The sequence below is a fragment of the Novosphingobium aeonii genome (genome assembly GCF_052279045.1).
GTDB lineage: Bacteria > Pseudomonadota > Alphaproteobacteria > Sphingomonadales > Sphingomonadaceae > Novosphingobium.
The window spans coordinates 2,039,046-2,051,333 of record NZ_CP176833.1; the positions used below are offsets into that span (position 1 = coordinate 2,039,046).

The following is a 12,288-nucleotide window of genomic DNA, read 5'->3' on the forward strand; positions in this document are numbered from 1 at the left end:
GGCGCCCCTCCCTTGCAAGACTACTCCGGCGAAATCCGCAGCACCGGCTTGATCACGCGGCCGCTCTCGCTGGCCTCGATTGCTTCGTTGATCTGCTCGAAATCGAAATGGCCGATGAGCCTGTCGAACGGGAAGCGACCTTCCCGGTAGTATTCCATCAGTTCCGGCAGGAAACCGGTGAGATCGCTGTCGCCGCCGAGTATCCCCATCACGGTGCGTCCTCCGCCCATCAACGCGGCCTCATTGAACACCACCTCGTCCGCCGGGTCCGAAGCGCCGACGACACCGACCACACCTTTCGGCGCAAGCAATGAAAATGCCAGCTGGATCAGCCTGTTCACGCCCGTCGTATCGAAAGCATAGCCCAGCCCGCTCGGACAGAGTTCGCGAATGCGCGCGGCCACGTCATCCCGACCATTGATGACGTGGGTGGCCCCAAGCTCGCGGGCCATGCCAAGGCGCTGGTCATGAAGGTCCACGGCGATGATCGGATCGGCCCCGGCAATCTTCGCCGCCATGATCGCGGCCATGCCGACCGTACCGGCACCCCAGACCGCAATCGGCAGTCCTGCACGAACCTTCATCGCTCGCAGCACCGCCCCTGCGCCGGTCATCAGCCCGCAGCCAAGCGGTGCAAGTACGTCCAGCCCCACGCCGTCCATCGTCTCCGGCACTTTCACCACGTTGCGTTCATGCGCGATGGCATGGGTCGCGAAGGCGGACTGACCGAAGAAATTGGCATTCATCCGCTCTCCGCCCAGAAACACGGTGGCGCTGCCATCCGGGCGGGCGCCGGACCAGTTGTAAGGAAAGAATTCGTAGCAGTAGGTCGGCGCATCGATGGCACAGCTCGGGCAATGGCCGCAGCTGTTGAAGCTCATGATGACACGGTCGCCCGGTCTGGCCACCGTCACCCCGCTGCCTACCGCTTCGACCACGCCTGCCCCCTCGTGCCCCAGCACCACCGGCAGCGGCACGGGGAGCTGTGCGTCGCGCACGGCCATGTCAGTATGGCACACCCCGCAAGCGACGACACGCACGCGCAGTTCGTCATCCCGCAACGCGTCCAGTTCCACATCCTCGATCGTGAAAGGCGCGGTGTTGCCGCGGCAGATCGCCGCGCGGGCTCCAGTCGTCATGATCGTTCCATCTCCTTGCCTTCAGGCCCCGGAAGCCGGGGTTAGCACATATCTTAATTTCACGAATGCGAATCTATACACATTCATGAAATCATGCCACGCTTTGCCGCATGGGAGGATGTGCCGCATGACCATCGAGACAACACACGTAGGAAGCCTGCCCCGCGGTGACGAGTTGACGCCGCTGCTACTCTCCCGCGACAAGGGTGAGCCTTACGATGCAGCCGAATTCGACCGGCTCGTGCAGGCTGCCGTGAACGATGCGGTGCGCCGCCAGGTCGACAGCGGCGTTTCCATCCTCAGCGACGGCGAACTGGGCAAGGTGGGCTATTCCACCTACATGATCGAGCGCCTCGAAGGGTTCGGCGGTCATATCGAGCGCAGGGCCGCCGCCGACCTTGCCGAACACCCCGATCTCGCGCGCAAGCTCTCGGCGATGATGGGCAGTCAGGAATTCACCCGCGCCTCCTGCATCGGTCCGGTGCGGCTGCGGACACTCAAGCCGTTGCACGCGGATATCCGCCGGTTCCGTCACGCACTGGACCTCCACGGGAACGGTGCGCGCGGTTTTCTCAACGCGGCCTCGCCGGGCCTCATCACCGCTTTTCAGGTCAATCGGCATTACCCCAGCCACGAGGCCTATCTTGCCGACCTCGTCGATGCGATGCGCCCCGAGTACGAGGCAATCGTCGCCGCCGGGTTCGATCTCCAGCTCGATTGCCCCGACCTCGCGATGTCGCGCCATACCGGTTATCAGGATCAGGATGAGGCGACCTTCCTGCGCACCGCCGCCGCCAATGTCGAAGCGCTCAACGCCGCCACTGCGAACATCGCGCCGGAGCGGATGCGCATGCACGTCTGCTGGGGCAATTACGAAGGCCCGCACGACCACGATATCGCGCTGGAAAAGGTGATCGACACGGTGATCGCGGCCCGCCCTGCCACCGTGCTTTTCGAAGCCGCGAACCCCCGGCATGAACACGAATGGACGGTATGGCGCGATGCCCGGCTGCCCGACACCAAGATCCTCGCGCCAGGCCTGATCGATACCTGCTCCAACTATGTCGAGCATCCGGAACTGATCGCCCAGAGGATAGAGCGCTTTGCCGCTTTCCTGGGCAAGGACCGCGTGATCGCGAGCACGGACTGCGGCTTTGGCACTTTTGCAGGTTACGGCAAGATCGACCCCGGCGTGACCTGGAAGAAGCTGCGCGCCCTGCGCGCAGGTGCCGATCTCGCGGAAGCGCGCCTGTGAACCATGCGCTTTCGCCCGGCGCCATTCGCGCCATCGAGCACGATTGCGCGCGCCTGGTCGCCCGCTATGCCAATCGCAACGATGCCGCCGACTGGGAAGCCGTAGCCGCGCTCTATGCACCCGATGGCCGCATGGCCCGTCCCACCGCGCCCAACGACTGGACCGCCGGGCGCGAGGCCATACTCGCCGCATTCCGCGCCCGCCCGGCGCGCACCACCCGCCATGTCTGCTCGAACGTCGAAATCACGGTGGTTGACGGAAACACGGCGCTGGGCGAGAGCGCAATGCTGCTCTTCACCGGTGACGGTCCGCCGAAAGTCGGCTCGTTCCTCGACAGGTTCGTGCGCACGGAAGAAGGCTGGCGATTCGCGGAACGACGCGGATTGCTCACGTTCTGAGGGAATTATGGCGACAGGGGCAACATCGGGAAGCGGCGGCACGGCATCGACGGTGAAGTCCGCCATGCGTACGCTGGACATCATCGAATATGTCGTCGCGCATTCCGAAGGCGTCGTCGCGCAGGATATCGCGCAGGCCCTCGCCATTCCCGTCAGCAGCCTGTCCTACCTCCTCGCCACCCTGGTCGAACGCGATTACCTCTCGCGATCGGGGCGCCTCTATCAGCCGGGCGCCGGGCTGGATCGGCTGCGCGCCGCGCCGCAGCGCCTGCCGCTTATCGAAAGGGTGCGGCCACTGGTCCGTTCCCTGCGCGTGCGCTCCAACGAGACTTCGTCCTACTTCGTCCAGCGCGACTGGCAGATGGAAGCGGTCATCACCGAAACCGCCGAGCACACCCTGCGCTACTCGATCGGCGTCGGAACCCGCACGCCGATGCACTGCCTGGCCTCGGGGAAGGCCATGCTCGCCGCCCTCGGCCCCGCCGCGCTGGATCGCTATTTCGAGGAGGCCCCGCGCGAGCGCTACACCGAAAGCACCGTGGTGGACGAAAGCGCGCTTCGCCGCGAGCTGGACCAGGCGCGCGAATCCGGCATCGCCATCACCCGCGAGGAATATACCCCTGGCATCTGCGGCATCGGGAAGATCCTGATGCTGGACGGGGAGCCGGTCGGCTCGCTCTCGGTTGCCATCCCCACCGTTCGCTACGATGCCCGGGTGGAGGCGGCAGCCTGCGCGCTGCTGGAGGCGATCGTTTCCGGTTTCAGCCGCTGAAGCGAAAAGGGCCGCCGGTTTCCCGGCGGCCCTTCGACTTTTCGCGGAATCCCGGATCAGGCAACAGCCTTGGTGCGCCAGCCTTCGGCATAGGAATCCCGGGCCACTTCCGAATAGGGCACGGATGCTACCGTCGCACGGATTTCGGTCTGGACGTGGCGTTCCACCGTGGGTTTGCGCGTTCCGCCATCAGGTTCCCCCCAGACCAGGACGACTTCGGTGCCCGGCTCCGCCACGGATTCGTCCACCATCGCCAGCGAGAGGAAACGCCCCTCGTTCTGGGTGTAGCCGATCCAGGTCGAAAGGCCGACCTGCTTGCCGTCTACCAGCACCGCGTCATAGGGATGCATGGCGTAGACCGCGCTCGGATAGTCCATGTACTTGGCACGGTCGCCGCCCTTGGTCAGCATCGAGCTCTGTACGCGCATCACATCCTCGTTGTTGAGGGCCAGCGTCACCTTGCGGCGCTTGGGCGCGTCCTTCATCTTCTCCAGTGCTTCGCGGCCGATGAAGTCATGGTCGAACTTGACCATGATGCCGTAACCCAGTTCCCAGGGGTTGAGGTAGTAGTCCTCGATATTGTCGGACACGAAGCTGCCGCCGATCGAGGTCATCCCTTCATAGGATCTCGCCGAGAGCCATTCCCGATATTTGCGCAGCGATTCCCCACTGTAGATGGCGGGCAGCGGCGAGGGAATCCAGCCTGATTCCAGCGTGTTGGAACTGTAGGTCCGCCCGCCCGAGGGGAGCAGGCCGAAATCCTTGCCCGCTTCCAGCAGGGCATTCCGGACGGTGTCATAGTCTTTCCACGGACCGAACAACTCGTAACCGGGCTGGCCCGCCATGCCGTGACGCAAGGCGCGCACTTCGGCGCCGGCGATCGTGATCGGCGCCATGTGGAAGAACTTGAGATCGGGGGGCGTGATCCCCATCGCGCGTTCCAGCACCTTCATGGCGTTAGGCCCCTGAAGCTGGAAACGGTAGTTGCGGCGGTAGCCCTGCTGATCGAGCGGACGGGCGGCGGTGCGGTCATCCCGTTCGACCTTCACATCCCATTTGCCGGAGGCTGCGTGGAATTCCACCCACTCGATCGTGGGTGCGCGGCCCACCAGTTCGAAGGTTTCTTCAGCGAGATAGAACAGGATCACGTCGCCGATCACGTAGCCTTCCGGGGTCACCGGCGCGAACTGCTTGGCGCGGTTGGGCACGAAGCCCTTGAAGCTGTTCGGGGCCAGATAGGACAGCATTTCAAAGGCCTGTGGGCCGGTGACCAAGAGGTCGACCATGTGGAAGCTCTGGTTGAACAGGATCGCCGTTTCGGCCCAGGCACGTTGTTCGTCGCGCCAGTTCGAGTATTCACCCGGAACGCCGGGATAGACGTTGGGTCCGGTCTGCTGGTTGCGCAGGAAATCGACGATGTCTCCCTTTTCGTCGATCAGTTGCTGGAGCGATTTTTCGGTCATTCCATCATGCCTTTCAGGTAGTTTATGCTTTGTTTTGAATTGTTAACGCCGGCTGGAGAGCCAGCCATCCGCGCAGTGCGGCGTTGAAGGCATCGGGCCGTTCCGCCGGGGCCATGTGTCCGGCATCGGCCACGATCGTCAGCGGAGCACCGCCGAGTGCCTCGGCGATCTCGCGGTGCTGATCGACCGGGGACCATGCGTCGCTGTCCCCGACCATCAGCGAAACCGGGCATTCCAGGGCCGCCAGAACGGCCCCCACCTCAGGCCGATGGAGCAGCGCCTCGATCTGCGCCTCGAACACAAGCTGACCAGAACCCATGCACATCGCACGCAGAGACGCATAGAAACCGAGATCACCGCGCCGCGAAGGGCCGATCATCGGCGGCAGCCACGCATCGACGAGCGCCCCGAAGCCTTCCCGCCGTCCAAGGTCGCGAAGGGCGTATCGCTTTTCCTTTTCGCCGGGCCGCACCGGGTGGATTCCCGTATCCGCAAGCGCCAGTCGCGTGACCCGCTCGGGCGCCTTGCGGCAGACCTCCAGCGCAACCCGCGCGCCCATCGAATGGCCCAGCAGCGCGCAGCGGCCGGGCATGCGGGCAAGGGCGTAATCCGCCATCGCCTCGATGCTGTCTGCCCCGCCGTAGAATCCGTTCACGGTCATGCTGGCAGGAAAGGCGGAAAGCTGGCCGCCGAACATGCGGCCATCGCAGAGCAGCCCCGGCAGGATCACCAGCGGCGTCTTTTCGGATTCGGAGAATGAATTCGCATCCATGAATTTTCATCTATACGAAATGATCTGGGCACGCTAGAGCGAATCCAACGAGAGGAAGTGGGGAGAACGAAAATGACCACCCCGATCATTCATCCGAACTGGGCCCGGCCGGCACTCAACATGGTCGACGGGTACTCGCTGGAGATGACCGCCAAGGACGTGGAGGCCCTGCGCGGGGCTGCCGCCGCGATTGCGCCCGAAACGCCGATCGCGGTGACGTTTCTGCCCGGCGAGGAATTTGAATCCCGCATTGCCGCCGCGCGGCTGGTGCGCGAACTCGGCTTCGAGCCGATGCCGCATTTCTCCGCCCGCCGGATCGCTTCGGCCGAGGAATTCGAACGCTATCTGGCCGCGGTGACGCGGGAAGCCGGCGTCAAACGCTGCTTCGTGATCGCCGGAGACCCGTCAGAGCCGGAAGGCCCCTTCACCGACAGTTCCGCCCTGATCGCCACCGGCGCTTTCGAACGCAACGGCATCACCGCCATCGGCATCGGCGGGCACCCGGAGGGGCATCCCAACATGACCGAGGAGGAGCGCTGGCAGGTGCTTTCCGGCAAATGCGCGGAAATCGAATCGCGCGGCATGGCGCCCCTCATCGTCACCCAGTTCGCCTTCGATGCAGCGCCCGTGCTCGACTGGCTCACCCGGCTGCGCGCGCGCGGCATCGACGCGCCCGTGCGGCTCGGCGTGCCCGGTCCCGCCGGGATCAAGACACTGATGCGCTTCGCCGCGCGCTGCGGCGTGGGCGCCTCGGCTTCGGTGCTGACCAAATACGGCATCTCGATCACCAGACTGATCGGATCGGCCGGACCGGACAAGCTCGTCGATGCGCTGGAGCGCGGACTGGCACCGGCCCACGGCAAGGTCCGCCTGCACTTCTATCCCTTCGGCGGCATGGAGAAGACCGTCGACTGGATCAACGAATACGCCCGGCGCCACTGAGCGGGAACGGGCGAAACAAGAACGAGAGAGGAGCCTGCCCCGTGTCCGACCTACTGGCCGATACCCTGTCCGAAGTGCTTCGCGGCCCCGTAAGCGGGGATGCCTCCGAAATCTGCACGCTGCGCCTGCAATGCGAAGACAAGGCCGGGCTGGTGGCCCAGGTCGCGGTATTCCTGGCGACGCGCGGCTGCAATATCGTCGATGCCCAGCAATTCCACGACCAGCTTTCCGGCGGCTTCTTCATGCGCGTGGAATTCCAGCGCGGGGCCGGGCGATCGCTCGAAGACCTGCGGGCCGAATTCGCACCGATCGCCGCCGAGGCCCGCATGACCTGGTCGCTGCGGGACAAGGCCGCGCCGAAGAAGGTGCTGCTGCTGGTTTCGAAGTGGGACCATTGCCTGGGCGACCTGCTCTACCGCAACCGCATCGGCGAACTGAGCATGGAGGTGGTCGGCATCGTTTCCAACCATCCCCGCGAACTGCTGCACACCTCGCTCATCAACGGGCTGCCCTACCACCACTTCCCGATCACCAAAAACACCAAGGCCGAGCAGGAAGCCCGCATCAAGCAGGTGGTGGACGAGACCGGCGCCGAACTGATCGTGCTTGCGCGCTACATGCAGATCCTGTCGGACGATCTGGCCGCGTTCCTGTCCGGCCGCTGCATCAATATCCACCACTCTTTCCTGCCCGGCTTCAAGGGCGCCAAGCCCTATCACCAGGCTTTCGACCGCGGCGTGAAGATGATCGGGGCCACCGCGCACTACGTCACCGCCGATCTCGACGAAGGGCCGATCATCCATCAGGACGTGGAAACCGTGACCCACGCCGACATGCCGGAGGAACTGGTGCGCAAGGGCCGCGATATCGAGCGCCGCGTGCTGGCCGAAGCGGTGCGGCTCCACCTCGACGACCGCGTCTTCGCCAACGGCGCGCGCACCGTCGTGTTCCGGGGATAGGCCGATGGCCGAGCGCATCGACGGCCGCGCCATGGCGCGGGCCATGCTGGACGAAACGGCGCAGGCGGTCGAACAGCTCAAGGCACGGGGCGTGGCGCCTGCCCTTGCGGTGGTGCTGGTCGGCAGCGATCCGGCCAGCGAGGTCTATGTCGGCCGCAAGGTGGCCCAGTGTGCCCGCGCCGGAATCCGCTCGCTGGAGCACCGCCTGCCCGCCGAGACCGGGCAGGCGGAACTGCTGGCCCTGATCGACCGCCTCAACGCCGCCCCAGCCGTGCACGGCGTGCTGATCCAGCTTCCCCTGCCGCGCGGGATCGACGCCTCCCTGGTGCTGGACCGGGTTGCGCCGGGCAAGGATGTGGACGGCTTCCACCCGGTCAACGTCGGCCGCCTGTCCAGCGGCACCGGGGGGCTGGTGCCCTGTACGCCGCTGGGGATCATGAAGCTGCTGGACGGCCTGATAGACGACTATCGCGGACTGGAAGCGGTGGTGATCGGCAAGTCCAACATTGTCGGCAAACCCGTGGCAATGCTGCTGCTCGAACGCGAGGCGACCGTCACCGTCACCCATATCGAGACGCGCAACCTGCCCGATGTGGCACGCAAGGCGGACATCATCGTCGCTGCGGCCGGAGCCCCGCACCTCGTGCGCGGATACTGGGTGAAGGAGGGCGCGGTGGTGATCGACGTGGGCATTACCCGCGTCACCGATCACGACGGCCAGACCCGCATCGTCGGGGACTGCGCCACCCACGAACTGGAACACGCCCGCGCCGTCACCCCGGTGCCGGGCGGGGTCGGGCCGATGACCATCGCCTGCCTGCTCGCCAATACCGTCAAGGCCGCAAGGGACACACTCCATGGATGACATTGCCACGATCGACCGTGTTTCCGCCCGAACCGCCACCACCGAAACGGCAGTGCTCACCACCGTGCGCGTGCGCGATCTGCCGCTGCTGGCGGACGTGGGCATCAATCCCGACGAGGTCGGCCGCCGCCAGCCGCTGGTCATCACCGTCGAACTCGCGCTGGACGCGGGCGCGGTGGACGGCATCGGCGAGACGGTGGACTATCGCCGCATCGCCGCCGCCGCCGAAACGCTGGCCGAAGTGCACATTCCGCTGATCGAGACGTTCGCCCGCCGCCTGGGCGAGCAGTGCCTGGGCTGGGCGCCGGTGCGCGAGGCGCGGGTGAGCATCGACAAGCCCTTCGCCCTCACGCGCGGTCTCGCCGGGGTGGAAGTGACCGTGCGCCGCGCCCCATGAACGCAGGAGAGGAAACCATGCCCGCGATTACCGACGTCAACGCCTATCTGGCGCAGTTCGACGACATTCCCGGCACCCGGGTCTTCACCGCCAGCCGCGCGCGGCGGGGCTATCATCTCAACCAGTTCGCGATGAGCCTGATGAAGCCGGGAAACCGGGAACGCTTCAAGGCAGACGAGCGCGCCTATCTGGACGAATGGCCGATGACCGAGGCCCAGAAACAGGGCGTGCTCGACCGTGACTACAACCGCCTGCTGGACCTTGGCGGCAACGTTTATTTCCTCGCCAAGGTCTTCTCGACCGACGGGCTGAGCTTCGTCCAGGCGGTCAGCACGATGACCGGGATGAGCGTGGAGGATTACCAGGCGATGATGCTGGCGGGCGGCCGTTCGCCGCTCGGCGTCCGCTCGATCAGGGAGAACACATGATGGCCCGCATTACTGCCGGCATCGGTTGCAGCCATATTCCCGTGCTCGGCTTCGCGCACGATCACGGCCGCACCGCCGATGCGATCTTCAAGCCCGCCTTCGACGGCTTCGACTGGACGCGCCGCTGGATGCGCGAGGAGGCCCGGCCCGATGTGGTGATCCTGGTCTACAACGATCATGCCTCCGCCTTCGACATGAAGGTGATCCCGACGTTCGCGATCGGCTGCGGCGAAAGCTACCAGCCGGCCGACGAAGGCTTCGGCCCGCGGCCGGTGCCGGTGGTGGAAGGGCACCCGGACCTGGCCTGGCACATCGCCCAGAGCCTGATCCTCGACGAATTCGACATGACCATCATCAACGAGATGGACGTGGACCACGGCCTCACCGTACCGCTGACGATGATGTTCGGCGCAGTGGACAAGTGGCCCTGCAAGGTCATCCCGCTGGCGGTCAACGTCGTCACTTATCCGCCGCCCTCGGGCAACCGCTGCTGGGCGCTGGGCGAGGCGATCGCGCGCGCCGTGGCGAGCTTCCCGGAGGATCTCGACGTACAGGTCTGGGGCACCGGCGGCATGAGCCATCAGCTTCAGGGGCCGCGCGCGGGGCTCATCAACCGCGAATGGGACAACATGTTCCTCGACGGGCTGGTGGGCGAAAGCCAGCACCTGCGGCATGTTCCCCACATCGAATACTTGCGCGAGACCGGCAGCGAGGGGATCGAGATGGTCATGTGGCTCATCATGCGCGGCGCGCTCGGCCGGGGCACCGGCGTGCTGCACCGGCACTACCACGTTCCGGTCAGCAACACCGCGCTCGGCCATATCGTGCTGGAACCGCGCCGTGCCGATGTCGCCGCCGAAGCACCCGAGGCAGAGGGCGCCCTCACCGGCTGAACCGGCCCGGGGGCCCCGCTAGGCGGCGTGGGCGCCGCCTAGCGGGGCGGCTGCGGGTGGTTCATCCGGTACTCGACTTCCAGCGCGTCCCGGTCGATCCGGGGGCCGGTGAGCGGAACCACGTTGCCCGGCTCCTCCACCTTGCGCGTCGCGATCAGTTGCAGCCGCTCGACGATCCAGCGCAGCGCGCGGTCGTTGCTGTTCGAGAGGTGCCATTGCAGCGCCTCGCGGATCGGCGGAAAGTCGAACGGGATCTCGCGCATGATGAGCGGCATGTTCTGCACCACCTGTTCGGCGAGGCGGCGGTGCATCGTGGCGATGCGGTTGGTGTTCACCACGAGGCCGGGGAGCGACAGGAACGTCGGCGCCACCACCTCGACCCGCCGCTGCTGCTTCTGGCGGCGCACGAACCAGTCGTCGAAAGCGGGGACGCGAGCCTTGCCGAAGCGGGCGGTGACATGGCCCAGCTCGAAATAGGTCTCCTTCGTCATCGCCCCCTGCATCGCCGGATTGCCGTCCCAGCCGACCACGACATAGTCGTCCTCGAACAGGATCAGGCTGGGGTGATCGGCCGAGATCGCGTAATCGATCGTCAGCAGCAGGTCGATGTAGCCGCGTTCCAGCGCCTCGATCGGGAAATCGTTCATCGGCTGGATCTCGAAGCGCATCTGCGGCGCATCGCGTTCCAGTTCCGCCAGCGCCTCGGTCAACAGGACCTGCGTGGAATAGTCCGAGGCCATGATCCGCACCTGCCGGTCGGCGGTGGAGGGATCGAAGGCCGGGGCCACCGAAATGGTGGTGCGGATCTGCTCCAGCACGGCGCGGACCGGTTCGATCAGTTCCTCGGCACGGGTGGTGAGGATCATGTTTCGCCCCTTGACCACCAGCAGGTCGTCGGCGAAATATTCGCGCAGGCGGCCCAGCGCGCTGGACGTCGCCGACTGCGAGAGGCAGAGCCGGTCCGCAGCAAGCGATACGCTCTTCTCGGTCAGCAGCGCGTCGAGCGCGACCAGCAGGTTGAGGTCAAGTCTTCCAAAACGCATCGCCATCTCCCGCACCCTCTTCGCTTGTGGTTATTCCAAAGTCGCGAGGGCACTGGCGACCAGTCTAGCAGGATCGCCATCATGCGCAAAACCCGCATGTTCCGCTGCCGGCGTCGCCAGCCTTGGCTGCGCGGCGAAGGCCGCCTCCAGCGCCGCATCGGGTGCGTAAGTCACGAGATCGGGCGAAACCCCGCACTGGCGCGCCGCTTCTTCGGCAAGCGCGCCCATCGTCAGGCGCAGCGCCGGCAGGGTCACGGCGCGGGTCGGCGGCAGCAGCGCGCTGTCCAGCGTCAGGGCGTGGACGAAATTGTCCGCACAACGCGCGACCGACTGCGCCCAGATCGTGCCCTGGGCCGAGACCGGGCAAACGAAGGCCTCACCCGCCTTCAGCGCATGGAACAGGTTGGACATGAATGCCGATTTCATGCCTGACGGCCCCTTGGGCCGCGCGAGGATGCCGGGCAGGCGCACTGTTACCGCATCGATCAGGCCGCGGTTGGAGAACATGGCCGCCGCATGTTCCATCATCGCCTTGTGCCCGCCATAGATCATCTTCGGCGACAAGGGCGTGGCATCGTCCACATGGGCAGGCAGCGGATCGCCCAGCACCGCGATGGAACTGGCATAGACCACCCGCAACCCCGGCGAGAGCGCCGCCGCTTCCTGCAGCAGGTCGTACATCGCATCGATATTGATCCGGCGGGAGGCGCCCGGGTCCGCCTCGGCCGCGCCGCCCGGCACCGTTGCCAGATGGACGAGCGCGTCGCAGCCCCGCCCCAGCGCTTCGGCGCGGACCCCGGCATCGCCAAGGTCGCCTTCCACCGGCCGGACGCCCGGCGGGATGCCGCCGGCGTGGCTGTCTATTCCGGAGACCTCGTGCCCGGCCTCCAGCAGGCGGCGGGCAAGTTCCCGGCCCACGAACCCGCCTGCCCCGGTGACGACGACTTTCACTGCATTCTCCT

General features: G+C 65.9%; 14 protein-coding genes. 9 read left to right on the plus strand and 5 right to left on the minus strand.

Features of this window, described 5'->3' with window-relative positions:
• Positions 1-20: 20 nt before the first annotated feature.
• The gene (locus tag ACLIMP_RS24310) at positions 21-1,139 is read right to left on the minus strand and encodes an NAD(P)-dependent alcohol dehydrogenase (protein WP_054438033.1); all 1,119 of its coding nucleotides are present in this window, start codon (positions 1,137-1,139) and stop codon (positions 21-23) included.
• 127 nt (positions 1,140-1,266) lie between these two features.
• On the opposite strand from ACLIMP_RS24310, the gene ACLIMP_RS24315 reads away from it, so the two are divergent.
• The 3 genes from ACLIMP_RS24315 to ACLIMP_RS24325 are packed head-to-tail and all read left to right on the plus strand — an operon-like array spanning position 1,267 to position 3,564.
• Positions 1,267-2,394 carry a cobalamin-independent methionine synthase II family protein gene (locus tag ACLIMP_RS24315; RefSeq protein ID WP_324699187.1) on the plus strand — a complete coding sequence of 376 codons (1,128 nt, stop codon included), beginning with the start codon at positions 1,267-1,269 and terminating at the stop codon, positions 2,392-2,394.
• Positions 2,391-2,792 (plus strand): nuclear transport factor 2 family protein, encoded by a 402-nt coding sequence (locus ACLIMP_RS24320; RefSeq protein ID WP_132469758.1) that lies wholly within the window; start codon positions 2,391-2,393, stop codon positions 2,790-2,792. Before ACLIMP_RS24315 ends, ACLIMP_RS24320 begins: the two co-directional genes overlap by 4 nt.
• A 7-nt stretch (positions 2,793-2,799) precedes the next feature.
• Positions 2,800-3,564, plus strand: coding sequence for an IclR family transcriptional regulator (locus ACLIMP_RS24325; protein ID WP_054438037.1), 765 nt, complete (start codon positions 2,800-2,802; stop codon positions 3,562-3,564).
• A 56-nt stretch (positions 3,565-3,620) separates the two neighbouring features.
• On the opposite strand, the gene desA is transcribed toward ACLIMP_RS24325, so the two are convergent.
• Positions 3,621-5,027 (minus strand): syringate O-demethylase, encoded by a 1,407-nt coding sequence (desA, locus tag ACLIMP_RS24330; protein WP_443478524.1) that lies wholly within the window; start codon positions 5,025-5,027, stop codon positions 3,621-3,623.
• 22 nt (positions 5,028-5,049) lie between these two features.
• Positions 5,050-5,799 (minus strand): alpha/beta fold hydrolase, encoded by a 750-nt coding sequence (locus tag ACLIMP_RS24335; protein ID WP_324699185.1) that lies wholly within the window; start codon positions 5,797-5,799, stop codon positions 5,050-5,052.
• 72 nt (positions 5,800-5,871) lie between these two features.
• Between ACLIMP_RS24335 and ACLIMP_RS24340 the strand changes: the two genes are divergently transcribed.
• The 6 genes from ACLIMP_RS24340 to ACLIMP_RS24365 all read left to right on the plus strand — a co-directional run bounded on the left by ACLIMP_RS24340 (position 5,872) and on the right by ACLIMP_RS24365 (position 10,283).
• A complete protein-coding gene (locus ACLIMP_RS24340; protein WP_443478525.1) occupies positions 5,872-6,741 on the plus strand; it encodes a methylenetetrahydrofolate reductase in 870 nt (289 codons plus the stop codon).
• A gap of 74 nt (positions 6,742-6,815) precedes the next feature.
• Positions 6,816-7,700, plus strand: coding sequence for a formyltetrahydrofolate deformylase (purU, locus tag ACLIMP_RS24345; RefSeq protein ID WP_186000071.1), 885 nt, complete (start codon positions 6,816-6,818; stop codon positions 7,698-7,700).
• 4 nt (positions 7,701-7,704) lie between these two features.
• The gene (locus ACLIMP_RS24350; RefSeq protein ID WP_443478526.1) at positions 7,705-8,565 is read left to right on the plus strand and encodes a bifunctional 5,10-methylenetetrahydrofolate dehydrogenase/5,10-methenyltetrahydrofolate cyclohydrolase; all 861 of its coding nucleotides are present in this window, start codon (positions 7,705-7,707) and stop codon (positions 8,563-8,565) included.
• Positions 8,558-8,962, plus strand: a complete 405-nt coding sequence (locus tag ACLIMP_RS24355) for a dihydroneopterin aldolase (protein WP_082370364.1) — start codon at positions 8,558-8,560, stop codon at positions 8,960-8,962. Before ACLIMP_RS24350 ends, ACLIMP_RS24355 begins: the two co-directional genes overlap by 8 nt.
• A 17-nt stretch (positions 8,963-8,979) precedes the next feature.
• The gene (ligA, locus tag ACLIMP_RS24360; RefSeq protein ID WP_054438141.1) at positions 8,980-9,390 is read left to right on the plus strand and encodes a protocatechuate 4,5-dioxygenase subunit alpha; all 411 of its coding nucleotides are present in this window, start codon (positions 8,980-8,982) and stop codon (positions 9,388-9,390) included.
• Positions 9,390-10,283, plus strand: a complete 894-nt coding sequence (locus ACLIMP_RS24365; protein WP_185999250.1) for a class III extradiol dioxygenase subunit beta — start codon at positions 9,390-9,392, stop codon at positions 10,281-10,283. The genes ligA and ACLIMP_RS24365 overlap by 1 nt, the downstream gene beginning before the upstream one ends.
• 38 nt (positions 10,284-10,321) lie before the next feature.
• Here the strand turns inward: ACLIMP_RS24365 and ACLIMP_RS24370 are convergent, their stop codons facing one another.
• Both ACLIMP_RS24370 and ACLIMP_RS24375 read right to left on the minus strand, forming a co-directional pair.
• Positions 10,322-11,326, minus strand: a complete 1,005-nt coding sequence (locus tag ACLIMP_RS24370; protein ID WP_054438143.1) for a LysR family transcriptional regulator — start codon at positions 11,324-11,326, stop codon at positions 10,322-10,324.
• Positions 11,327-11,356: 30 nt separating this feature from the next.
• Entirely contained in the window at positions 11,357-12,277 is a 921-nt protein-coding gene (locus ACLIMP_RS24375) for an NAD-dependent epimerase/dehydratase family protein (protein ID WP_054438042.1), read from the minus strand.
• Positions 12,278-12,288 lie beyond the last annotated feature (11 nt).

Bases quoted from the DNA above. Each gene is read 5' to 3' on its own strand.
- ACLIMP_RS24350 (WP_443478526.1), top strand. From the start codon at position 7,705: ATGGCCGAGCGCATCGACGGCCGCGCCATGGCGCGGGCCATGCTGGAC.
- ACLIMP_RS24365 (WP_185999250.1), top strand. From the start codon at position 9,390: ATGGCCCGCATTACTGCCGGCATCGGTTGCAGCCATATTCCCGTGCTC.
- ACLIMP_RS24370 (WP_054438143.1), bottom strand. From the start codon at position 11,326: ATGCGTTTTGGAAGACTTGACCTCAACCTGCTGGTCGCGCTCGACGCG.
- ACLIMP_RS24335 (WP_324699185.1), bottom strand. From the start codon at position 5,799: ATGGATGCGAATTCATTCTCCGAATCCGAAAAGACGCCGCTGGTGATC.
- ligA (WP_054438141.1), top strand. From the start codon at position 8,980: ATGCCCGCGATTACCGACGTCAACGCCTATCTGGCGCAGTTCGACGAC.
- ACLIMP_RS24355 (WP_082370364.1), top strand. From the start codon at position 8,558: ATGGATGACATTGCCACGATCGACCGTGTTTCCGCCCGAACCGCCACC.
- ACLIMP_RS24315 (WP_324699187.1), top strand. From the start codon at position 1,267: ATGACCATCGAGACAACACACGTAGGAAGCCTGCCCCGCGGTGACGAG.
- ACLIMP_RS24310 (WP_054438033.1), bottom strand. From the start codon at position 1,139: ATGACGACTGGAGCCCGCGCGGCGATCTGCCGCGGCAACACCGCGCCT.
- ACLIMP_RS24340 (WP_443478525.1), top strand. From the start codon at position 5,872: ATGACCACCCCGATCATTCATCCGAACTGGGCCCGGCCGGCACTCAAC.
- ACLIMP_RS24325 (WP_054438037.1), top strand. From the start codon at position 2,800: ATGGCGACAGGGGCAACATCGGGAAGCGGCGGCACGGCATCGACGGTG.
- desA (WP_443478524.1), bottom strand. From the start codon at position 5,027: ATGACCGAAAAATCGCTCCAGCAACTGATCGACGAAAAGGGAGACATC.